The sequence below is a fragment of the Pseudomonas sp. NY15374 genome (assembly GCF_048068255.1).
Classification (GTDB): Bacteria; Pseudomonadota; Gammaproteobacteria; order Pseudomonadales; family Pseudomonadaceae; genus Aquipseudomonas; species Aquipseudomonas machongensis.
Genome location: NZ_JBLUPZ010000008.1, coordinates 86,229 through 106,780, shown reverse-complemented (window position 1 = coordinate 106,780; position 20,552 = coordinate 86,229). Strand labels below are relative to the sequence as shown.

Here is a 20,552-nt window from a genome sequence, read left to right as displayed (position 1 = left end):
GCGGCAATGGCCTGTGATGCCATCGCCGCAGCGGCGACAGTCAATCAGCGAAGCGCGGTATGGCCAGCCCCAGGCTCTCCCTCAGGGTCGTCCCTTCGTAGGCCGTGCGGTAGACCCCTCGTTCCTGCAGCAACGGCACCACCTCCTGAGTGAAGCGGCGGAACTGCTCCGGATGCCCGATGTAGATATTGAAGCCATCCAGCGCCCGCGCTTCGAACCAGTCGGCCATCTTCGCCGCCACCGTCTGCGCCGAGCCCACGAAGGCACCCGGGCGTAGCTGGCGGCCGAACTCCACCGCCTGGCGCAGGCTGAAGCCCTTGTCCCGGGCCTGGTCGGCGATGCGCTTGGCATTGGTGAAGAAGCTGCTGCGGGCAAACTCAAGGCTCTGCTGCGGAAACGGCGCATCGAGGTCGTACTGGCTGAAATCGTGCCAACCGAAGTTACGCCCGAACTCCTTCAACGCCAGCTCGAAGCTGTGATCGGCCTGATGATAGTGATGCTCGATCTCACGGGCATGCTCGTCGGTGTCACCCACGTAGATCTCGGCGCCCGGCAGCACCAGCACCTGCTCAGGGTCACGCCCCAGGCGTGCGGCGCGAGCCTTCACGTCGCGGTAGAACGCCTGGCCCTGCTCGACGCTTGCGGCATGGGTGAAGATCACGTCCGCCGTGGCCGCCCCCAGGTCACGCCCCTGCTCGGAATCCCCGGCCTGGAAGATCACCGGCTGGCCCTGGGGTGAGCGCTGGATGTTCAACGGCCCGACCACCGAGAAGTGCTCACCCTTGTGGTTGAGGGTGTGCAGCTTGGCGGGGTCGAGAAAGCGCCCGCTCTGGCGATCCCGCGGGAAGGCATCGTCTTCATAGGAATGCCAGAGTTTCTGCACCACCTCCACATGCTCATGGGCGCGACTGTAGCGGGTGTCGTAATCGTAATGCTCGTCCAGCCCGTAGTTGCCAGCGGTACCGGCATCGCCGCTGGTGACCACGTTCCAACCGGCACGCCCCTTGCTGATCAGGTCCAGCGAGGCCAGGCGCCGAGCGACGTTGAATGGCGCATTGTAAGAGGTGGTCAGGGTGCCGACCAGGCCGATATGACGGGTGCTGACGGCCAACGCCGAGAGCAATGTCAGGGGTTCGAGACGATTGAGGTAATGGGACGGCGAACCTGGCGTGATGAACTGGCTGTCGACGATGAAGATCAGGTCGAACAGCGCAGCTTCTGCCTGGCGGGCAATATCGATGTACCAGTCGATGTTGACGCTGGCGTCGGCAGGCAACGCCGGGTCCAGCCACAGGTTGTGTCGCCCTGGGCCGCCGCAGCCCATGGTCAGGGCACCCAGTTTGATCTGTCGTTTGCTCATGCCGGGGCCTCAGTGCTGAGTGACGGCGCGGTCCTGCAGCGCCGCCGAGAAGGAGGTGTCGAACAGACTTGCGGCCGGATAGCCCTTGATCAGGCCGATTCCGGCAAAGAAGTCCACGGTCTTCTGTGCATCGGTGATCACCTGTGCGTTGAGTGGTGCCAGGTCGGTGCGGGCGCGGGCGAACCAGGCGCGGGCGATGTCGCCGTCGGCACGGGTACGCTTGGCCCAGGCGTCGGCGTACGCTTCGGTGTGCGCCGGATCGCTCAGGGTCCATTGACGCGCCTTTTTCAGGCGCTGGAGGAAGTCGGCGATCTGCGCACGCTTTTCCTGCACGGCCTTGGCATTGGCGACCACGAAACTCTGCGCTGGGATGATGCCTTCGGCGGTGGCCAGCACCCGTGCACCCTGGCGCTCCTGCTGGGTGACGTAGGGCTCCCAGGTGGCGATCACGTCGACCGATCCGCCATCCAGCGCGTGGGAGGCGTCCAGGGCGCTGAGGTAGCGCAGCTCCAGTGCATCGCGGGGTACACCGGCCTTGTCGAGGGCGCTGAACAGCAGTTGCTGGCTCCAGGAACCTTTCCAGATCGCCGCGCGCTTGCCCTTGAGGTCGGCCAGGCTGTGGATGTCGGAATCCTTGCGCGCGAGGATCGCCACACCCTCGAGGTTCTGCCGCGACACCGCCACCACCTTGATCGGCGCACCGAGTGCGCCGAGGAACAACGGTGGCGCATCCCCCAACAGGCCAAGATCGAGGCTGCCGACATTGAGTGCCTCGGCCACTGGAGAGCCGGCAGTGAACTGCTTCCATTCCAGGGTGTAGGGCAAGTCTTCAAGCACACCGGCCGCTTCCATCACGGCACGGGCGTTGTAGCTCTGGTCGCCGACCACCAGGGTCTGCGCAGCCGCCGCAAGGCTGATCGAGGTGGCCAGCACACCGGCGGCCAGTTGTTTGAGATAACGCACGTTCGTCTCCAGATGCCACTTCGGGCAAGTCAGGGCGATCCGCGCGTGCGGTCTCGTCGCGTGTAACAGTGAATATCAGGCGTTGCGCGCTGCCACCTTGGCGCGGGTCAACGGGATCAGTTCGCGGCCATAGTCCTCGGCGTCAGCCAAAGGGTCGAAGCCGCGGATGAGGAAGCTGGTCACGCCCAGGTCGTAATAGGCCAGCAAGGCATCGGCGACCTGCTCGGCGGTCCCCACCAGCGCCGTGGAGTTGTGACCGCCGCCCACCAGCGCAGCGATGCCGGTCCACAGGCGTTCGTCGACCCGCTCCCCCTTGGCCACGGTGTCGCGCAGGCGCTGGGCGCCCACGCTCTGCGGCTTGTTGGCGATCACCGGCCCTGCCTGCTCGAGGCGCTGACGAGCCTGACCGAGGATGCCCTCGGCCTTGGCCCAGGCCGCCTCCTCCGTGGCGGCGATGATCGGCCGGAAGGACACACTGAACTGCACCTGGCGACCATGACGCGCAGCCTGCTCGCGCACGGCGGCGATGGTTTCGGCAGTTTGCTCCAGCGATTCGCCCCACAAGGCGTATACATCGGCGTGCTTGCCCGCCACCGCCAGGGCCGCAGGCGAGGAGCCGCCGAAATAGATGGGCAGATGCGGCTGCTGCAGCGGCTTGATCGCCGAAAACGCCCCCGCCGCCTGGTAATGGTCGCCGTCATGGTCGAACGGCGTGTCATGGGTCCAGACCTTGCGCACCACATCGAGGAATTCATCGGTGCGGGCATAGCGCTGGTCATGGGCCAGGTGGTCGCCGTCCTTGCGTTGCTCGATGTCGCTGCCGCCGCTGATGATGTGCACCGCCAGGCGCCCGTCGAGCAGGTGTTCGAGAGTCGCCAGCTTGCGTGCGGCCAGGGTCGGTGCGACGAAACCCGGGCGGTGCGCCAGCAGGAAATGAATACGCGAGGTGGCAAGCCCTGCCAGGGCAGTCACCAGGAAGCCGTCAGGCTGGTCCGACCAATAACCGACCAGGATGCGATCGAACCCAGCCTGCTCATGGGCCTGGGCAAAACGGGTGATGTAGTCCTTGTCGAAGACGGGCCCGCTGGGAGCCAGGATCTCCGATGACAGGCGATGGCCGATCATGCCGATGAATTGAACGCTCATTGCAGGTGCCCCAAGGTCAGAAAGGGTTTTTATAGCGTTTGAATCTAAATGCCCACTGACTTATACGCTAACCACTTGATCACACCCTGTGAAATTCGTTTTAGGCATAACCTAATGCATTCAAAATGCAGGAATTGCAGATAACGCCTTATCACCAGTAAATGCTAGATTTGCATATTAGCTTATGAATAATTTGAATTTTGAGAATATTCAGGCAGTTGCTAGGGTTTGCCCATGACCGTCAGCCCGAGCCTGAACCATGAGCCAGACACCGCGCCTCGAGCGCCTGCGCCACTTCATTGGCGAACTCTCCGACCTGCTGGACCGCCACCCCGACGAAGCCACCCTGCTCGATCAGGGCCACACCCTGCTGCACAGCCTGGTCGCCCAAGACGACTGGTTGCCCGAAGCCCTTGCCCAGCCGGACCCCGCCCGCTACCAGCAATACCTGCTGCATTGCGATTCGCGCCAGCGCTTCTCGGTGGTCAGCTTCGTCTGGGGCCCAGGCCAGAGCACGCCGATCCATGACCACCGTGTCTGGGGCTTGATCGGCATGCTGCGCGGAGCCGAGTACTCCCAAGGCTTCACCCGCGACGCCCATGGCGCCCTGGTGGCCCAGGGCGAGCGGCTGCGGATCGACCCTGGCCACGTGGAAGCGGTGTCACCGCGCATCGGCGATATCCATCAGGTCAGCAACGCCTTCGACGACCGCGTCTCGATCAGCATCCATGTCTACGGCGCCAACATCGGTGCGGTCAGCCGCGCCGTCTACCTGCCCGACGGTAGCGAGAAGCCGTTCATCTCCGGTTATTCCAACTCCAGCCTGCCCAACATCTGGGACCTGTCCAAAGAGAACCCTGCCCCATGACCCGCCTCAGCACACGCAGTTTCCATGAAATTCGCTCCGCCCTGCTGGCCCAGGAAGAAGTCGCCCTGATCGACCTGCGCGAAGAAGACCCCTTCGCCCAGGCGCATCCGCTGTTCGCGGCCAACATCCCGCTCTCGAAGCTGGAACTGGAAATCTTCGCGCGCGTGCCACGCCGTGACACCGCCATCACCGTCTATGACGATGGCGAGGGGCTGTCGGCCATCGCTGTCGAGCGTCTGCAGGCACTGGGCTATAGCGATGTGGCGGTGCTCGAGGGTGGGCTTGGCGGTTGGCGCGATGCCGGCGGCGAGCTGTTTCGCGACGTCAACGTACCCAGCAAAGCGTTCGGCGAGCTGGTGGAGAGTGTGCGCCACACCCCCTCGCTGGCCGCCGAAGAGGTCCAGGCCCTGCTCGACAGCCAGGCCGACGTGGTGGTGCTCGACGCCCGGCGCTTCGACGAATACCAGACCATGAGCATTCCCGGAGGCATCAGCGTGCCTGGCGCCGAACTGGTGCTGCGCGTCGCCGAACTGGCACCCGATCCGGCGACCCGGGTGATCGTCAACTGCGCAGGGCGCACCCGCAGCATCATCGGCACACAGTCGCTGGTCAACGCCGGCATCCCCAACCCGGTGGCAGCGCTGCGCAACGGCACCATCGGCTGGACACTGGCCGGTCAACAACTGGCCCACGGCCAGGCGCAGCGCTTCGCCGAGGTCGGCGACAGCACCCGCAGCAGCGCTGCCGAGCGCGCCCGCGCCGTTGCCGACCGGGCCGGAGTGCAGCGCCTGGACCGTCAAGGTCTGGCCAGCTGGCAGGCAGAGACTGCGCGCACCACCTATCTGTTCGACGTGCGCACACCCGAGGAATACGTTGCCGGTCACCTGCCCAACAGCCGCTCCACGCCCGGTGGCCAGTTGGTGCAGGAAACCGATCACAACGCCAGCGTGCGCGGCGCCCGCATCGTGCTGGTCGATGACGACGGCGTGCGTGCCAACATGAGCGCTTCGTGGCTCGCGCAGATGGGCTGGGAAGTGGCGGTGCTCGACGGCCTGAGCAAGGCCGACTTCAGCGAAACCGGCGAATGGCAGGCACCCCGCCCGGCACTTGCGCGCAATACCGAGATCGACGTCGAGCAATTGCAGGCCTGGCTGGCCGAGGAAGGCACCGTCTTGCTGGACTTCACCGCCAGCGCCAATTACGTCAAGCGCCACATCCCGGGCGCTTATTGGGCGATCCGCGCGCAGTTGCCCGAGGCCCTGGAGCGCCTGCCCAAGGCCGAGCGCTACGTGCTGACCTGCGGCAGCAGCCTGCTGGCAAGCTTTGCCGCCACCGACCTGCAAGCCCTGACGCGCACACCGGTCTATCTGCTGGCAGGCGGCACGGCAAGCTGGATCGCCGCCGGCAAACCCCTGGAATCAGGTGAAACGCGCCTGGCAGCGGAGCGTACCGACCGCTATCGCCGGCCATACGAAGGGACCGACAACCCACGCGAAGCCATGCAAGGCTACCTCGACTGGGAGTTTGGTCTGATCGCGCAACTCGAGCGCGATGGCACCCACGGCTTCAAGGTGCTGTGACCTGAAGCGCAACGGCTGCAGGCGTATCCGCTCACGCGAGATAGGCCTGCAGCCGTTGCGCCAGAAACCCATGCAAGCGCCGCACTGCCGGGCTCAGCGACTGTCGGTGCGCGCATACCAGGTGCAGTGGCGCCGCCTGCCCTGCATGGTCCGCCAGCAACTCCACCAACCTTCCGGCGCGGATGTCCTCGAGCACATCCAGGCGCGACTTGTAGACCACACCAAGCCCCGCCACCGCCCAGCGTCGCACGATATCGGCATCGTCGCTGCAGCGATCGCCACTGACCAGCACCGTGCTCGTTGCCCCTGCATCCTCAAAACTCCAGCGATCGTGGGTCTGCTCCCCCATCACATAACGCAGGCAGTTGTGCCCGGCCAGCGCCTGCGGAGTCTGCGGCGCGCCATGCCGAGCGATGTAGGACGGTGCCGCGCACAACGTGCGGCGGTTATCGGCGGCCAGCGGCAAGGCCACCAGGCTGGAATCCCCCAGCAGCCCGTAGCGGATGCTGGCATCCAGTTGCTCGCCAAACAGGTCGGCCACCTGGTCGCTGACTCGCAGGCGCATGTCGAGTCGTGGATATTCGGCCTGAAACTCCGTCAGCCAGGGCAACAGCAGGTTGCGCCCCAGGTCCGACGGCATCGACAGACGCAATGGCCCCGCCAGTTCGGCGCGTGCCTGCTCCAGCGCCATTTCGCCATCGACCAGCGCGTCCAGGGCCTGACGCGCGTGGGGCAGATAGCGCTCGCCATCGTCCGACAGGCGCAGCCGGCGTGTCGAACGCACCAACAGACGAATCCCCAGGCTGTGCTCCAGGCGCTGCAGCGCGGCGCTGGCCAGGGCTGGCGAGATGTCCAGCTGTCGCGCTGCAGCTGAAAGCCCACCGGCCTCGACAGTGGTGACAAACACCTGCAGGTCGTCCATGCGCACCCGTTTCTTCATGCCACGACTCCTTCACGCCCCACGCGCCGTGCATCACGACGTATCGCCTGGGGCGGAATGCCGAACATGCGTACAAAGGCCTCGCGCAAATGCCGACGGTCGCGAAATCCTGTCTCGCGCGCCACCACATCCAGGCTGTGCCGACTTTGTTCGATCATCAGCCGCGCCGCCTCCAGGCGCAGGCCCTCGATGGCCCGCGCCGGCGATTGCCCGGTTTCGGCACTGAACACGCGGCTGAACTGGCGCGGGCTCAGGTGCGCAACCTCAGCCAGTTCCTCGACGCTCAGCAGCCGCTGCAGGTGCTGGCGAGCGTAGTCGAGCACACTCTGCATGCGGTCGGTGCGCGGTGCCAGGTCGAGCAGCTGAGAATGTTGCGACTGGCCTCCCGAGCGGCGCTGATGCATCACCAGCCGATGCGCAACGGCTCGTGCGAGCTCATGGCCGTGATCCTGCTCGAGCATGCCCAGGGCCATGTCGATACAGGCGGTCATGCCGGCAGACGTCCAGATGTTGCCATCGGCAATGAAGATGCGGTCGTCCTCTACCTGGATCGTCGGGTGCATCTGCCGCAGCTCCCGGGCGTAGGCCCAATGCGTGGTCGCCCGACGCCCGTCGAGCAGGCCGGCTGCCGCCAAGGTGAAGGCCCCCGTACAGATCCCGGCGGTACGGCGCGCCTGCTCGCCCAGCCGACGCACCAGGTCCACGCTGGCCGTAACGGCAGGTGAAGCGATCGGCGACAAGGTGCCCGCCACCAGCCAGGTGTCGGCATGCCCCGGCGTATCGACCGCCTGGGTCTGCAACTGCATGCCCAGCGACGACACCAGCCCACCGCCGGCCACGCTGTAGTTGCCCAAGGCGTAAAGACGCTTGCCCGTCAGCACATTGGCGAACTCGAATACCGACTGCGACGCCAGCGCCATGACCTGGAACCCTTCACACAACAGATAGCCGACCCGATGCATGGCCCACCTCGCTTGATGTCCTGAAAACGTACTATATGCGTCATTTGCGCCACAATCAAAGGCGCGCATCATCGCTGCAACCCAACCCACGGAGCAGCAACCATGACTCGTACAGCCCTCATCACTGGCGCCTCTACCGGCATTGGCGCACTCTACGCCGAACACCTGGCCCGCCGCGGCCACGACCTGATCCTGGTCGCCCGCAACCGCGAACGCCTCAATCAACTGGCCTCTCGCCTGAGCAGCCAGACCGGACGCAGCGTCGAAGTCCTGCCGGCAGACCTGGCCGACAGCCAGGACCTGGCGCGCATCGAAACCCGTCTGCGCGAAGATGCCAGCATCGGCCTGCTGGTCAACAACGCGGGTATCGGGACCCACACCGCACTGCTGGAAAGCGACGTTGAACAGATGACCCGCATGATCGCGCTGAACATCACCGCCCTCACCCGCCTGACCTATGCCGCGGTGCCTGGCTTCGTCGAGCGCGGCGAGGGTGCGCTGATCAACATCTCCTCAGTGGTCAGCCTGCTGCCGGAACTGCTCAATGGCGTGTATGGCGGCAGCAAGGCATACGTCACCGCCTTCACTCAGAGCCTGCACAAGGAGCTGGCCGACAAGGGTGTGCAGGTCCAGGCCGTACTGCCAGGCGCCACCGCCACCGACTTCTGGAGCATCGGCGGCCTGCCGGTGGAGAATCTGGATCCTGCGATCGTCATGACTGCGCAGGACCTGGTGGAAGCGGCACTGGCCGATTTCGACGCCAAGCGCCTGATCTCGATTCCGTCGCTGCACGAAATCGAACGCTTCGAGGCGTTCGAGGCCAGCCGCCAGGCGTTGAACGGGCACCTGTCGAATCAACAGTTGGCGCCACGTTATCGTCAGGGTTGATCTGGGTGTGCGTGGGTAGGTTTTGTGATAGCAGGTTCTGTGGGGGCAGTCCATTTTGTGGGAGCGGGCTTGCCCGCGAAGCAGGCTCCGCCGATTTTCGAGCATTGAGCAGACTGTAGGCCTTTTCCAGGTTGAGATTCTGGAAATCATCTCAAGGTGTTCGAATGTGATCGCGTGAGGGCTGACAGGTGTTCGCCGACAGCTTTTTAGGGCCTGTGAGATCGAGCGCCGCCCGCGCGGCGCTTCGCGGGCAAGCCCGCTCCCACAGTTTGTTTCGGGCCAATGAGTCCTGTGGCATTTTCGCGCGACCCCTTTGGCGCACGGCGCGATATCGAGTCGTACACACCAGGCGGTCGCGCGCCTATGGCACAGGCATAACTGGCCCGAAACAACTGTAGGAGCGGGCTTGCCCGCGAAGCGCCGCGCGGGCGGCGCTCGATCTCACAGGCGCTGAAGAACTCCCGCCAAGCAACAAAACTTGCGAGCCACCCCCCAAAATCGCAAGCTAGGCCGTCCCCCCATCCGGATAGCCCCATGGAACTACACATTCGCCTGGAGGGCCGCAAGGGCCTGGCCGAGCAGCTCTACCAGCAGCTGCGCAGCGCCATCGACAGCGGCCACCTGGCCGCCGGCACCCAGTTGCCGCCCACGCGCCTGCTGGCCGAGCAGTTGGGGATATCGCGCAAGACCGTGGCCGAAGCGTACTCGCGGCTGACCTACGACAATCTGCTCAGCGGCGTGGTCGGGCGTGGCACCTTCGTCAGCCCACGGCGGGCCCTGCAGGCCAGCGACGTCGAGCCGATTGCCCTGGCCGCCGCCAGCAGCCTCGAACGCTGGCAGCAACGCGCCACCGTGCTCGGCCGCTCCGCGCTCGAGGCGCCCTCGCGTTACGACTTCGTCGGCGGCGTATCGGCCAAGAGCCAGTTTCCCTTCGACCAATGGCGCGCCTGCATGCAGTACGCCCTGCGCTGCAGCCAGCGCCACAGCGAGCGCCAGTTCCCGGCCCAGGGCCTGCCCGAGCTGCGCGAAGCCATCGCCCATCACATTGCCTTCGCCCGCGGCGTGCACTGCAGCGCCGCCGATGTGCTGGTGTGCAACGGCGCCCAGCAGGCGCTCGACCTGATCGCTCGGGTGCTGGTAGAACCCGGTACACGCGTGGCCATGGAGGATCCCGGCTATCCACCGGCACGCCAGCTGTTTCTGGCGATGGGCGCTGATTTGCAGTCGGTGCCGGTGGACGATGAAGGGCTGTGCGTCGAGCTGATCGCAGACGGCACCCGGCTGATCTACGTGACGTCCTCGCACCAGTTCCCGCTCGGCATGCCGATGAGCGAACGCCGCCGACACGCCCTGCTCGCCCGCGCCGCTGAACTCGGAGCGCTGATCATCGAGGACGACTACGACTGCGAATTTCGCTATCAGGGCCCGGCCAGCGATGCGTTGCAACGCCTGGATCGACACGGGTTGGTGGCCTATGTCGGTACCTTTTCCAAGACCTTGCTGTCGGAGCTGCGCCTGGGCTATGCCGTACTGCCTCCCAGCGTCCTGCGCGCCGCCTGCGTGGCCAAGCACCTGAGCGACTGGCACAGCCCGAGCCTGCAGCAATGGGCGCTGGCGCGCTTCATCGGCGAAGGCCATCTGAACCGCCATATTCGTCGTTGCCACGACATCTATGCCGCACGGCGCGAGCGCATCCTCGCACGCCTGGAAAGCGACCTGGCGCCCTGGCTGAGCGCCGTACCGGCCAGCGCCGGCTTTCACCTCAGCGCCCTGGCCGCACCTGGAGTCGATGTGGAGCTGCTGGTCAGGCTGACTCGCCGGGTCGAAGTCGGCGTCTATTCACTGGCGCCGTTCTTCAACGACGTGCCAGTGCGTCCGGGGCTGCTGATGGGCTTCGGTGCCATCGAGCGGCTGGACATCGACCCGGCGCTGGACCGCGTCCGCGATGCCCTGCAGCAGCTCAGTTGAGCGTCGTCGCCTGCATCGAGCGCCCCCGCCGCGCCACGGCAGCGGTGTAGCCTCGGGGGGCAAAGCGTGCGGTCACCAGCAGCATCGCCACCACGGTCAGCGTCAGCAGCGTCCAGGCAGCCTGGAAATCGCCGGTGAACGCACGCAGCCAGCCCGTCACATAAGGCACGGTACCGGTGACGATGAAGCCGACACCCTGCACGAAGGCAGCCAGGCTCCCCGCCTCGCCCGGTGTTTTCAGATGCTCGAGGGTCAGGGTAAGGCTGAGGCTGAAGCACGCACCCAGCCCCAGGCCGATCAACGCCACCCAAAGCCCCATGGCCTGGGTAGGCGCCAGCAGCAAACCGAGAAACCCACCCAACTGGATCGCCAGCGCCAACCACAGACCAGGCCGCCGGTCATGCAGGCGCCTCAGCAGCAATGGCAGCCCCAGCGCGCCACTGACCTGGAAGATGGTCATCAGCCCCACCAGCTCGCCACCGCCCTGAGCCGTACCGCCGTGCTCCAGGTGATAGGCCGGCAGCCAGGCGACCATGCTGGTATAGCCGCCGTTGATCAGGCCGAAATACAGCGCCAACAACCAGGCACGGCGATTACCGAACCAGTGACCGCCGCTGGCCGCGGCCAGGTGCGGCGTGTCGTGGCGCGGGCGTAGCCAGGCCCAGCCGCACAGCGCAAGTAGCGCGGGCACTGCCCAGATGCCAAGCCCCGCCTGCCAGCGCCCTGCCACCTCGCTGACAGTCGGCCCGAGCACCGCAGCCAGGCCGCCGCCGCTCATCAACGCTGCCGAGTACAGCCCCATCGATGCAGCCAGGCGGCTCGGGAACCAGCGATTGACCAACCCCGGCATCATGCCCTGCACCACCGCCACGCCAAGGCCGGCGACCACGGCGCTGGCGATCAGCGCCCAGGCGCTGTCCAGTTGCAGCCGCCACAGGCACGCCAGGGCGATGGCCGAAAGTCCGGCGAGCATCCCGCCATGCTCACTGATCCAACGCCGCAGCCAAGGCTGCAGCAAAGGCATCAACCCCATGCACAGCACCGGTAGCGCCGTGAGCAACGCCGCTTGCTGGTAGCCAAGCCCGGTGCTGCTGCGCATGGGTTCGAGCAAGGGGCCGATGCTGGTCAGGATCGGCCGCAGGTTCAGGGCCAGCAGGATCACCAGCAGCAGGTTCAACGCGCCTCTCATACCGGGTTCGCCTGCCGCCACTGCTGGTAGAGGCCGGCCTCGCCCTCAGGCTTGAGCACGTGCAGTGGCAGGCTCTGCTGCTGCGGTGCACGTGCCATCTGCGCGTAGACCGCTGCCGTAGACAGTCCGTAAGGCTCGCCCTCGTCGTTGTCATAGGCGAACCATGCCCGCTCGATGCCGCACAGGTGCATGGCGGCCAGGCACATCGGGCACGGGTGGCCGCTGGCATAGATTTCGGCACCGTCCAGACGCGACCGGCCCAAGGCCTGGGCGGCTTTGCGGATCGCCTGCAATTCGGCATGGGCAGTCGGGTCCTGAGTGCTGTGGATCTCGTTGACCGCACGGGCGACGATCTGGCCCTGGTGCACCAGCACCGCACCGAACGGGCGACCACCCGCTTCGATATTGGCGCGGGCCAGTGCCAGTGCTTCACGCATGAAGGTTTCGTTGGACATGAATCGATACTCCTCGAACAACAGGCGGCCATTATCCCGGCTGCTGGCGCGCGGCAGAAATGAAGAGATTGGATGCAGGTCAGTGGCCGCACGAATGCCGGCATTGGTCTCCCGGCAAATAGCGGGATTGGCTATCGGGCCCTGCAGGCAACGGCGCTACGCTGGCACCACGAATCACCCCTGACTTGAACTGACTGGAGAATCACCATGCACGATCGAATCGAATGGGCCAGGCACGCCCCTGAAGCCTACAAGGCCATGGTCGGCCTGGAGCAGGTCCTGGCCAAGTGCGGCCTGGAGCATTCACTGCTCGAACTGGTGCGCCTGCGCGCCTCGCAGATCAATGGCTGCGCCTATTGCGTGAACCTGCACGCCAACGATGCGCGCAAGGCGGGCGAAACCGAGGCACGCTTGCAGACCCTGAGCGTGTGGCAGGAAACCCGTTTCTTCACCCCGCGTGAACGCGCCGCACTGGCCTGGCTGGAAAGCCTCACCCGCTTGCCTGAGCGCGGTGCACCGCAGGTCGAGTACGAAGCGCTGCTGGAGCATTTCGAACCGAGCGAGGTCGCCAACCTGACCCTGGCGATCGCTACCATCAATGCCTGGAACCGCTTTGGTGTCGGCTTTGCCATGGTGCCGGCTTGAGGTGGAGCCTTTGGGGCCGCTATGCGGCCCCGGCGGTCTACGGGTTCACACCCAGCCGGGTCCGATAACTCCCCGGACTCTGCCCCGTCCACTTCTTGAACGCCCGGTGAAAGGCGCTGGGCTCCTGGAACCCGGTCTGCTCGGCGATCTCGGCAATGCTCAGTTGCCCCTCGCGCAAACGCTCGAACGCCATGGCCCGGCGCACTTCATCCTTGATTTGCTGGTACGAGCGCCCCTCGCGCTCCAGTTGCCGGCGAAAGGTACTGGCGCTCAGGCCCTGGCGCTCGGCCATGGCCGTCAGGGTCGGCCACTGTCCGTAGCCACGGCTGCGCAGATGGCGATAAACCTCCGCCACCAGGTCGCCCTGGTTGCGAAAACGGATCACCAGGCCCTGCGGCGCGCTGCGCAGGAAGGTCTTGAGCGCCGCCAGGTCCTGCACCACCGGCAGGCGCAGCCAGGCGCTGTCGAACTCCACCTCGGTACGCCCACTGCCCAGGCGCAGGTCCGGCCCCCACAGCAGCGTGTCGTCGTCCTGCGCCGGGCGCGCCACGGCAAGCTCGGTGCGGTCGATGCTGATGCGTCGTCCGGCCAGCCAGCACAGCAGGCCGACCACCAGCACCAGGAAGGTTTCCTCGGCATAGACCCGTGTCAGCGGATCTTCGATATTCGACTGCACGCTGATCACCGCACGCCCGCCGCGCACCGAGAAACTGCCGCGCAAATCGCGCAGGAACAACGCGAAGTTACCCAGGCACTGACGCAGCGCCTTTTCCAGGGTCGGCTCCTGGATCAAGCCACGGCAGATCAGGGCGAAGCTGCCCATCGGCATGCCATGGCTGTCGAGACGGAAGAACTCGTCGTCCAGGTCTTCGATCAGCGCCAGCCACAGCCGGGCGAACGCCTTGGCCGGTACCCGCGCCTGGGGGCGGGCCAGCAGCGCCGGGTCGATGCCGACCGCACGCAGTTGCGCATTGCGCTCCTCGGGGCGATCGCGCAGGGCGTGGAGCATGGCATTGAGAAAGTACACCGCGACCGAATCGCTTTCGCGCATGACGGATATCCGCTGTCTATGCTGAGTGGCAAAAAATGCCAGGTTGACTGAGCAGTTTCGGCATAGGCCCGTTCCCGGCCTTTGCCTAGACTCGGACCCCATCCGCAACGGTCGCCATTCTCGCAGAGCCCGGCACCGTCCCGCCACGCCTTCGCAATCGGAGCTATATATGAGCAGCGCAGAAATCTATGTCGTCAGTGCAGTGCGTTCGGCCATCGGTGGTTTTGGTGGCTCACTCAAGGACCTGCCGCTGGCCGACCTCGCCACCGCCGTGACCCGCGCTGCCATCGAGCGCTCGGGCGTGGCCGCCGAGCAGATCGGCCATGTGGTGATGGGCAACGTGATCCCGACCGAACCACGCGACGCCTACCTGGGCCGAGTGGCGGCGATGAACGCCGGCATCCCCAAGGAAACCCCGGCATTCAACGTCAACCGTCTGTGCGGATCGGGTCTGCAAGCGATCGTATCCGCCGCCCAGGGCCTGCTGCTGGGCGATACCGACATTGCCCTGGCTGCTGGCGCCGAGTCCATGAGCCGCGGCCCTTACCTGCTGCCGCAAGCCCGTTGGGGGGCACGCATGGGTGACCTGCAGGGCATCGACTACATGGTCGGCATCCTCCAGGATCCGTTCGAAGGCTTCCACATGGGTATCACCGCCGAGAACGTCGCCGCCAAGCACGGCATCACCCGTGAAATGCAGGACGAACTGGCGTTGACCAGCCAGCGTCGCGCCGCCCGCGCCATCGCCGAAGGTCGCTTCGACAGCCAGATCGTGCCGATCGAGCTGAAAACCCGCAAAGGCAGTGTGCAGTTCGCCGTCGATGAGCACGTGCGCGGCGATGTCAGTGCCGAGCAGTTGGCGGGCATGCGCACCGCCTTCAAGAAAGACGGCAGCGTCACCGCCGGCAATGCCAGCGGCATCAACGACGGCGCCGCCGGCCTGGTCCTGGCGACCGGCGATGCGGTGCGCCGCCTTGGCCTCAAGCCGCTGGCAAGACTGGTGGCCTACGCCCATGCCGGTGTCGAACCTGAGCTGATGGGCCTGGGCCCGATCCCGGCCACGCGCAAGGTACTTGAAAAGGCCGGCCTGTCGGTCAAGGACCTGGACGTGATCGAATCCAACGAAGCCTTCGCCGCCCAGGCCTGCGCTGTGGCCCAGACGTTGGGCTTCGATCCGGAAAAGGTCAACCCCAATGGTTCGGGCATCTCGCTCGGCCACCCGGTCGGCGCCACTGGCGCGATCATCGCCACCAAGGCCATCCACGAATTGCAGCGCATTCAGGGGCGCTATGCGCTGGCGACCATGTGCATCGGTGGCGGCCAAGGCATCGCCGTGGTCTTCGAGCGCGTGTGACGGGAGCATTGACATGACCATCCAGCAGATCGCCGTGATCGGCGCCGGTACCATGGGCAACGGCATCGCCCAGGTGTGCGCGATAGCCGGCTTCCAGGTGTTGCTCATCGATGTCAGTGACGCAGCGCTTGAGCGCGGTGTCGCCACACTGAGCAAGAACCTGGAACGCCAGGTCAGCAAGGGTACCCTCGAGGCGGACAAGGCCGAAGCCGCCAGGACGCGCATCCGCACCAGTACCGACTACGCGCAGCTGTCGAGCGCGCAACTGGTGATCGAGGCCGCGACCGAAAACCTGGCGCTCAAGCAGCGCATCCTCCAGCAGGTGGCCGCCAGTGTCGCTGCACAGTGCCTGATCGCCACCAATACCTCATCGCTGTCGGTCACTCAGCTGGCCGCCAGCATCGATCATCCTGAGCGGTTCATCGGTGTGCACTTCTTCAACCCAGTGCCGATGATGGCCCTGGTCGAGGTCATCCGTGGCCTTCAGACCAGCGACACGACCTACGCCCAGGCGCTGCTGGTCACAGAGAAGTTGGGCAAGACACCGATCACTGCGGGCAACCGCCCCGGCTTCGTGGTCAACCGCATCCTGGTGCCGATGATCAATGAAGCGATCTTCGTGCGTCAGGAGGGCCTGGCCAGCGCCGAGGATATCGACACGGGCATGCGTCTGGGCTGCAACCAACCGATCGGCCCGCTGGCCCTGGCCGACCTGATCGGCCTGGACACCCTGCTGGCGATCATGGAGGCCTTCCACGAGGGCTTCAACGACAGCAAGTACCGCCCTGCACCGCTGCTCAAGGAGATGGTTGCCGCCGGCTACCTCGGGCGCAAGAGCGGCCGTGGTTTCTTCACCTACTGAGGAGCGCGCGTCATGCCGGTCACCGCTGCCCTGCGCTGCGCCAATTTCGAGGAACGCCGCGACAGGGCCATGGCGCTGTTCGCCGAAAAAGGCTTCGGCCAGGTCAGCATGCGCGAACTGGCCGCGCATGTCGGGCTGACGGCGGGCTCGCTGTACCACCATTTCCCGAGCAAGCAGGACCTGTTGTTCGACCTGATCGAGGAGCTGTACGAAGAACTGCTGGCCACGCTCGACCAAGGTCGCCGTGCGCTGGCCAGAGGCAAGCCGGCATTGCCTGGCCTGATTGCCGCGCACTGGCAGTTGCACAGTGAGCGGCCCTTGCAGTTTCGTCTGGCAGAGCGGGATTTCTGCTGCCTGAGCGAGGCTCAGCAGGCACGCCTGGGCGAGCTGCGCCACGACTACGAAACCGGATTATTGCAATTGGTCGCGCCCAAGGCGCGCCATGGCGGCGAGGTGCTGGCAGCGGCCGGGCACGTGCTGGGCAGCTTGCTGAATCAGCTGCCGGGCGTGCTGCAAGCGCGTGGCGTGCCCGAGCTGCAAGGCGTCGGGCTGATGGAGAGCCTGGTGGCGGGCGGGATAGAGCGAGCGTTGGTGTGAACGGTACGCGCTTCGCGTCCCGCTCACACCATCCTCTGCGTCAGGACGCCGCCGAAGCTTCCTCGCCCACCACTTCCCGCGCTGCGTAGCGCTGCGCCAGCACCGCACACACCATCAGCTGGATCTGGTGGAACAGCATCAGCGGCAGGATCATCGCGCCGATCCCGCTCCCCACGAACAATACCTGAGCCATCGGCACCCCGGTGGCCAGGCTCTTCTTCGAGCCGGCAAACAGGATGGTGATGCGGTCTTCGACGCTGAAGCCCAGCACGCGCCCCAGCAAGCGGGTACCGAGCAGCACCACCGCCAGCAACACGCCGCAGGCGACGAACAGACCCAGCAAGTGCTGCGGCGAGACGGTATTCCACAATCCCGTCACGACCGCTTCACTGAACGCGGTATAGACCACCAGCAGGATCGAACCCTGGTCGACGATCTTCAGCCAGCGTGCATTCTTCTTGACCCAGGCGCCGATCCAGCGACGGGCGATCTGTCCGGCCACGAAGGGCACCAGCAGTTGCAGGGTGATCTTCAGTACCGCATCGAGCCCCGAACCGGTATCGCCGTCAGCACCCAGCAACAGCATCACCAGCAGTGGCGTGAGGAAGATGCCCAGCAGGCTGGAGGCCGCCGCACTGCAGATCGCTGCCGGGACGTTGCCGCGTGCCAGCGAGGTGAAGGCGATGGCCGACTGCACGGTCGCAGGCAAGGCGCACAGGTAGAGCAGGCCCAGGTACAGCTCGTTGCCCACCAGCGGCACGAACAGTGGCTTGAACGCCAGGCCCAGCAATGGAAAGAGTACGAAGGTGCAGGAGAACACCAGGATGTGCAGGCGCCAGTGGCCGGCACCGGCGATGATCGCCTCGCGTGACAGCTTGGCGCCGTGCAGGAAGAACAACAGGGCAATCGCCAGGTTGGTCAGCCAGCCGAAGGCCACCGCGCCGTCACCCGAGCAGGGCAGCAAGGTCGCCAGCAGGACCACCGAGAGCAGGGTCAGGGTGAATTTATCGAAAAGCATGCGCAGGTACTTCATGAAGTGTCCGTCTTGTCATGGTGCAAGGCCTGACGATAAGGTCTGCGCTCTCTCGGCGCTAACGCCGGAACCCCCGCCAGTGTCGCTGAACGGACATTGGCCCTCTTCCAGGCAAGGAAACCTACCGATGTACAACCTCCGCCCCGCCCTGCTCACCCTGGCCCTGGCGATGACCGCAACCCCGGCGCTGGCCGACGACCTGCAACACCAGGTCGACGCCATCGTCCAGCCACTGATGCAGGCACAACGCATTCCCGGCATGGCCGTGGCGGTCTACGCCAATGGCCAGGCGCACTACTTCAGCTACGGCGTGGCCGACAAGGCCGACAATCGCCCCGTGACCCGCGACACGCTGTTCGAAGTCGGCTCGGTGAGCAAGACCTACACCGCGACCCTCGTCGCACTGGCCAGCGCCCGAGGCAAGCTCGACCTTGATGCCCCGGCCAGCCGCTACCAACCGGCACTGGAAAAGTCCGCTCTGGGCTCGGCGAGCGTCCTGGAACTGGGCGCCTACAGTGCTGACTGCCTGCCCTTGCAGTTTCCCGACGAGGTGAGCAACGACGCGCAGGCGCTGGTGTTCCTCCGGCAGTGGCAGCAGAAAACCGAGCGCGGCACCCGCCGTTGCTATTCCAATCCAAGCCTGGGACTGTTCGGTAACCTCGCAGCGCAGGCGCAGAAACGCCCGTTCGCCGAACTGATGCGCCAGGACCTGCTCCCAGGCCTGGGTCTGAAGCACACCTACCTGCAGGTCCCGGCAGCAGAGCGCAGCCACTACGCCCAGGGCTACGACGCCAATGAGCGCCCGATTCGCGTCAGCCCGGGGGCCTTCGCCGACGAAGCCTACGGCATCAAGACCAGCGCCACCGATATGCTCGCCTACCTGCGCGCGCAGCTCGACCCGCAGGGATTGTCGGCCGATATGGCCAAGGCGATCGCCATCACCCACGGCGGCTACTTCCAGGTGGGCGACATGACCCAGGGCCTGGGCTGGGAACGCTACCCCTATCCGGTCGCACTCGACACTCTGGTCAAGGGCAATGGTGTGCAGATGATCCGTGAGGCACAGGCCACCAAACGCCTGCAGCCGGCGCAGCCGGACGCTCCTGGGTACTGGTACAACAAGACCGGTGCCACCACCGGGTTCGGCGCCTACGTCGCCTTTGTGCCTGCCAAGGGAATCGCGATCGCGCTGCTCGCCAATCGCAATTACCCCAACGATGAACGGGTTCGTGCGGCCCACGCGATCCTGTCTGCCGTGGCGCCGTGAGTGGCATGCCTTTCAAGGTGGTTGCGTAGAGGCTGGGAGGGTTCGCCGAAAGATTTTCAGCGCCTACGAGATCGAGCGCCGCCCGCGCGGCGCTTCGCGGGCAAGCCCGCTCCCACAGTTTGTTTCGGGCCAATGGATCCTGTGGCATTTTCGCTCGCCCCCTTTGGCGCACCGCGCGATATCGAGTCGTACACACCAGGCGGTCGCGCGCCTGTGGCACAGGCATAACTGGTCCGAAACAAATGTAGGGGCGGCGGTTCGGCGCTCCGACTTGCCCGCGAAGCGCCGCGCGGGCGGCGCTCGATCTCATAGGCGCTGAAAATCTTTCGGCAGGCACCTACCAGCCCTCACACAATCGCATGCGAACTCCTTGAAACGGATGACCTCAAGTACACGCTATTCCCCTGAAAAAGCAGGATTGTCCGACAAGATGTAGTGAGCAAAAAGTTTCACTACAAAACCATTGACGCCCTTCCCCAGCCTTGTGCATGATGAGGCCGTCTCCCTGATCGGGAGCGGTGGCAAGGGTATTCCAGACGGCCTGCGCGGTAACGCAGGCCGTTCGTGGAGAGGGAAACTGTCCAAAAGGCAGCGTGAGAAAGCCCCTGTTGCGATGCTGCTGTAGCAGCCTTGGTAGAGCGCTACACCGCTGTGGCGCCAACTGTGAAAATCACCACCGAATGGGTAATGGGGGCTTTATGATGAACTTGAACAACAATCCTACGATCGACCAATTGGCCCAGCTGTTCGCCGCGCGCAAGGACAGCCTCGACGACCACCTGCTGTGGGTCAGCCAGACCGGCGAGGTCCGCCTCGACCGCCTGCCGGCCAACACCGTCGAAGACGAATCCGACCTGCATATGCCCGACAGCATGTGCGCCCGTTTCAAGGTCTACCGCCGTGGCCAGGGCTACGTCGGCAAGAAGGCCGCCGCTGACACTCAGTTCGTCGAACGCGTGCTCATGACCCTGCAACAAGAATGGCCCGCTGCCCGTGAGCAGCAGGCCGTCAAGGTGATCGACCCACTCAACTGAGTTGTACACCGCTACTTGAGCCCGGCCCGCAAGGCCGGGTTTTTTCATGCCTGGCACGGGCTCCTGCAATCGGATCAATGAGGCGTCAGGATGACTTCTTGGCTGGCACCCGTGGCGTGAAACGCCCTTTCTTGCTGCGCTGCAAGTGGGCCGGCTGAAGCTGCTCGGATTCGTCGAGGGTCATGTTGGCAAAACCCAGGTGAAAGGCCGTCTGGCCGCAACGCACCTGGTTATTGATCGGGAATGCGTCGTTCAGGTCTTCGATATAGGACTCGCTCATGCCCTGTCTCCCTCCAAAGGCGTCCGCGTCGGCAAGCAACCTGCTTGCCCAGAGAAACACGGCCCGTTGAACTGAGACTAGTCGGTCATTTGCAGACCGGCCGGACGAAA

General features: G+C 65.2%; 20 protein-coding genes. 10 read left to right on the top strand and 10 right to left on the bottom strand.

What is annotated here, in order from left to right; all coding sequences use genetic code 11:
• Nucleotides 1–40: 40 nt before the first annotated feature.
• From ACNFHO_RS17650 to ACNFHO_RS17640, 3 genes are all read right to left on the bottom strand, one after another.
• Nucleotides 41–1,360, bottom strand: coding sequence for an LLM class flavin-dependent oxidoreductase (locus ACNFHO_RS17650; RefSeq protein WP_416766963.1), 1,320 nt, complete (start codon nucleotides 1,358–1,360; stop codon nucleotides 41–43).
• 9 nt (nucleotides 1,361–1,369) lie between these two features.
• A complete protein-coding gene (locus ACNFHO_RS17645; protein WP_416766962.1) occupies nucleotides 1,370–2,323 on the bottom strand; it encodes an ABC transporter substrate-binding protein in 954 nt (317 codons plus the stop codon).
• 75 nt (nucleotides 2,324–2,398) lie between these two features.
• Nucleotides 2,399–3,469: an LLM class flavin-dependent oxidoreductase gene (locus ACNFHO_RS17640; protein WP_416766961.1), complete on the bottom strand. Its 1,071-nt coding sequence runs from the start codon at nucleotides 3,467–3,469 to the stop codon at nucleotides 2,399–2,401.
• Between the two features lie 259 nt (nucleotides 3,470–3,728).
• Between ACNFHO_RS17640 and ACNFHO_RS17635 the strand changes: the two genes are divergently transcribed.
• Together ACNFHO_RS17635 and ACNFHO_RS17630 are read left to right on the top strand one after the other, a co-directional pair.
• Nucleotides 3,729–4,337 (top strand): cysteine dioxygenase, encoded by a 609-nt coding sequence (locus tag ACNFHO_RS17635; protein ID WP_416766960.1) that lies wholly within the window; start codon nucleotides 3,729–3,731, stop codon nucleotides 4,335–4,337.
• A complete protein-coding gene (locus ACNFHO_RS17630) occupies nucleotides 4,334–5,917 on the top strand; it encodes a rhodanese-related sulfurtransferase (protein WP_416766959.1) in 1,584 nt (527 codons plus the stop codon). The genes ACNFHO_RS17635 and ACNFHO_RS17630 overlap by 4 nt, the downstream gene beginning before the upstream one ends.
• A 31-nt stretch (nucleotides 5,918–5,948) precedes the next feature.
• Here the strand turns inward: ACNFHO_RS17630 and ACNFHO_RS17625 are convergent, their stop codons facing one another.
• Together ACNFHO_RS17625 and ACNFHO_RS17620 are read right to left on the bottom strand one after the other, a co-directional pair.
• On the bottom strand, nucleotides 5,949–6,857 hold the full coding sequence (locus tag ACNFHO_RS17625; RefSeq protein ID WP_372822689.1) for a LysR family transcriptional regulator: 909 nt from the start codon (nucleotides 6,855–6,857) through the stop codon (nucleotides 5,949–5,951).
• Nucleotides 6,854–7,819, bottom strand: coding sequence for a GlxA family transcriptional regulator (locus ACNFHO_RS17620; protein ID WP_416766958.1), 966 nt, complete (start codon nucleotides 7,817–7,819; stop codon nucleotides 6,854–6,856). Before ACNFHO_RS17620 ends, ACNFHO_RS17625 begins: the two co-directional genes overlap by 4 nt.
• Before the next feature lie 102 nt (nucleotides 7,820–7,921).
• Between ACNFHO_RS17620 and ACNFHO_RS17615 the strand changes: the two genes are divergently transcribed.
• Both ACNFHO_RS17615 and ACNFHO_RS17610 read left to right on the top strand, forming a co-directional pair.
• Entirely contained in the window at nucleotides 7,922–8,707 is a 786-nt protein-coding gene (locus ACNFHO_RS17615; protein ID WP_112898144.1) for an SDR family NAD(P)-dependent oxidoreductase, read from the top strand.
• Nucleotides 8,708–9,241: 534 nt separating this feature from the next.
• Entirely contained in the window at nucleotides 9,242–10,675 is a 1,434-nt protein-coding gene (locus tag ACNFHO_RS17610) for a PLP-dependent aminotransferase family protein (protein WP_416766957.1), read from the top strand.
• Here ACNFHO_RS17610 and ACNFHO_RS17605 read toward each other — a convergent pair.
• On the bottom strand, nucleotides 10,668–11,864 hold the full coding sequence (locus ACNFHO_RS17605; protein ID WP_416766956.1) for a cyanate transporter: 1,197 nt from the start codon (nucleotides 11,862–11,864) through the stop codon (nucleotides 10,668–10,670). The two genes, ACNFHO_RS17610 and ACNFHO_RS17605, sit on opposite strands and share 8 nt — an antisense overlap.
• Nucleotides 11,861–12,319 carry a nucleoside deaminase gene (locus ACNFHO_RS17600; protein ID WP_063544752.1) on the bottom strand — a complete coding sequence of 153 codons (459 nt, stop codon included), beginning with the start codon at nucleotides 12,317–12,319 and terminating at the stop codon, nucleotides 11,861–11,863. Before ACNFHO_RS17600 ends, ACNFHO_RS17605 begins: the two co-directional genes overlap by 4 nt.
• 207 nt (nucleotides 12,320–12,526) lie before the next feature.
• Between ACNFHO_RS17600 and ACNFHO_RS17595 the strand changes: the two genes are divergently transcribed.
• The gene (locus ACNFHO_RS17595; protein WP_054895379.1) at nucleotides 12,527–12,964 is read left to right on the top strand and encodes a carboxymuconolactone decarboxylase family protein; all 438 of its coding nucleotides are present in this window, start codon (nucleotides 12,527–12,529) and stop codon (nucleotides 12,962–12,964) included.
• Between the two features lie 37 nt (nucleotides 12,965–13,001).
• Here the strand turns inward: ACNFHO_RS17595 and ACNFHO_RS17590 are convergent, their stop codons facing one another.
• Nucleotides 13,002–14,015: an AraC family transcriptional regulator ligand-binding domain-containing protein gene (locus tag ACNFHO_RS17590; RefSeq protein ID WP_416766955.1), complete on the bottom strand. Its 1,014-nt coding sequence runs from the start codon at nucleotides 14,013–14,015 to the stop codon at nucleotides 13,002–13,004.
• 169 nt (nucleotides 14,016–14,184) lie between these two features.
• Between ACNFHO_RS17590 and ACNFHO_RS17585 the strand changes: the two genes are divergently transcribed.
• The 3 genes from ACNFHO_RS17585 to ACNFHO_RS17575 are packed head-to-tail and all read left to right on the top strand — an operon-like array spanning nucleotide 14,185 to nucleotide 16,828.
• Nucleotides 14,185–15,369: an acetyl-CoA C-acyltransferase family protein gene (locus ACNFHO_RS17585; RefSeq protein ID WP_063544748.1), complete on the top strand. Its 1,185-nt coding sequence runs from the start codon at nucleotides 14,185–14,187 to the stop codon at nucleotides 15,367–15,369.
• A gap of 13 nt (nucleotides 15,370–15,382) precedes the next feature.
• Nucleotides 15,383–16,231, top strand: coding sequence for a 3-hydroxybutyryl-CoA dehydrogenase (locus ACNFHO_RS17580; RefSeq protein WP_416766954.1), 849 nt, complete (start codon nucleotides 15,383–15,385; stop codon nucleotides 16,229–16,231).
• A gap of 12 nt (nucleotides 16,232–16,243) precedes the next feature.
• Nucleotides 16,244–16,828, top strand: a complete 585-nt coding sequence (locus tag ACNFHO_RS17575; protein ID WP_063544744.1) for a TetR/AcrR family transcriptional regulator — start codon at nucleotides 16,244–16,246, stop codon at nucleotides 16,826–16,828.
• A gap of 40 nt (nucleotides 16,829–16,868) precedes the next feature.
• On the opposite strand, the gene ACNFHO_RS17570 is transcribed toward ACNFHO_RS17575, so the two are convergent.
• Entirely contained in the window at nucleotides 16,869–17,861 is a 993-nt protein-coding gene (locus ACNFHO_RS17570) for a bile acid:sodium symporter family protein (RefSeq protein ID WP_063544742.1), read from the bottom strand.
• A gap of 127 nt (nucleotides 17,862–17,988) precedes the next feature.
• Between ACNFHO_RS17570 and ampC the strand changes: the two genes are divergently transcribed.
• On the top strand, nucleotides 17,989–19,128 hold the full coding sequence (ampC, locus tag ACNFHO_RS17565) for a class C beta-lactamase (RefSeq protein ID WP_416766953.1): 1,140 nt from the start codon (nucleotides 17,989–17,991) through the stop codon (nucleotides 19,126–19,128).
• A 698-nt stretch (nucleotides 19,129–19,826) separates the two neighbouring features.
• Nucleotides 19,827–20,162, top strand: coding sequence for a hypothetical protein (locus ACNFHO_RS17560; protein WP_054893774.1), 336 nt, complete (start codon nucleotides 19,827–19,829; stop codon nucleotides 20,160–20,162).
• An 85-nt stretch (nucleotides 20,163–20,247) separates the two neighbouring features.
• Here the strand turns inward: ACNFHO_RS17560 and ACNFHO_RS17555 are convergent, their stop codons facing one another.
• Nucleotides 20,248–20,442, bottom strand: coding sequence for a hypothetical protein (locus tag ACNFHO_RS17555; RefSeq protein WP_054893773.1), 195 nt, complete (start codon nucleotides 20,440–20,442; stop codon nucleotides 20,248–20,250).
• Nucleotides 20,443–20,552: the final 110 nt, after the last annotated feature.

Excerpts from the sequence above, each read along its gene's own strand:
- ACNFHO_RS17650 (WP_416766963.1), bottom strand. The coding sequence starts at position 1,360 with ATGAGCAAACGACAGATCAAACTGGGTGCCCTGACCATGGGCTGCGGC.
- ACNFHO_RS17640 (WP_416766961.1), bottom strand. The coding sequence starts at position 3,469 with ATGAGCGTTCAATTCATCGGCATGATCGGCCATCGCCTGTCATCGGAG.
- ACNFHO_RS17635 (WP_416766960.1), top strand. The coding sequence starts at position 3,729 with ATGAGCCAGACACCGCGCCTCGAGCGCCTGCGCCACTTCATTGGCGAA.
- ACNFHO_RS17630 (WP_416766959.1), top strand. The coding sequence starts at position 4,334 with ATGACCCGCCTCAGCACACGCAGTTTCCATGAAATTCGCTCCGCCCTG.
- ACNFHO_RS17625 (WP_372822689.1), bottom strand. The coding sequence starts at position 6,857 with ATGAAGAAACGGGTGCGCATGGACGACCTGCAGGTGTTTGTCACCACT.
- ACNFHO_RS17620 (WP_416766958.1), bottom strand. The coding sequence starts at position 7,819 with ATGCATCGGGTCGGCTATCTGTTGTGTGAAGGGTTCCAGGTCATGGCG.
- ACNFHO_RS17615 (WP_112898144.1), top strand. The coding sequence starts at position 7,922 with ATGACTCGTACAGCCCTCATCACTGGCGCCTCTACCGGCATTGGCGCA.
- ACNFHO_RS17610 (WP_416766957.1), top strand. The coding sequence starts at position 9,242 with ATGGAACTACACATTCGCCTGGAGGGCCGCAAGGGCCTGGCCGAGCAG.
- ACNFHO_RS17605 (WP_416766956.1), bottom strand. The coding sequence starts at position 11,864 with ATGAGAGGCGCGTTGAACCTGCTGCTGGTGATCCTGCTGGCCCTGAAC.
- ACNFHO_RS17600 (WP_063544752.1), bottom strand. The coding sequence starts at position 12,319 with ATGTCCAACGAAACCTTCATGCGTGAAGCACTGGCACTGGCCCGCGCC.
- ACNFHO_RS17595 (WP_054895379.1), top strand. The coding sequence starts at position 12,527 with ATGCACGATCGAATCGAATGGGCCAGGCACGCCCCTGAAGCCTACAAG.
- ACNFHO_RS17590 (WP_416766955.1), bottom strand. The coding sequence starts at position 14,015 with ATGCGCGAAAGCGATTCGGTCGCGGTGTACTTTCTCAATGCCATGCTC.
- ACNFHO_RS17585 (WP_063544748.1), top strand. The coding sequence starts at position 14,185 with ATGAGCAGCGCAGAAATCTATGTCGTCAGTGCAGTGCGTTCGGCCATC.
- ACNFHO_RS17580 (WP_416766954.1), top strand. The coding sequence starts at position 15,383 with ATGACCATCCAGCAGATCGCCGTGATCGGCGCCGGTACCATGGGCAAC.
- ACNFHO_RS17575 (WP_063544744.1), top strand. The coding sequence starts at position 16,244 with ATGCCGGTCACCGCTGCCCTGCGCTGCGCCAATTTCGAGGAACGCCGC.
- ACNFHO_RS17570 (WP_063544742.1), bottom strand. The coding sequence starts at position 17,861 with ATGAAGTACCTGCGCATGCTTTTCGATAAATTCACCCTGACCCTGCTC.
- ampC (WP_416766953.1), top strand. The coding sequence starts at position 17,989 with ATGTACAACCTCCGCCCCGCCCTGCTCACCCTGGCCCTGGCGATGACC.
- ACNFHO_RS17560 (WP_054893774.1), top strand. The coding sequence starts at position 19,827 with ATGATGAACTTGAACAACAATCCTACGATCGACCAATTGGCCCAGCTG.
- ACNFHO_RS17555 (WP_054893773.1), bottom strand. The coding sequence starts at position 20,442 with ATGAGCGAGTCCTATATCGAAGACCTGAACGACGCATTCCCGATCAAT.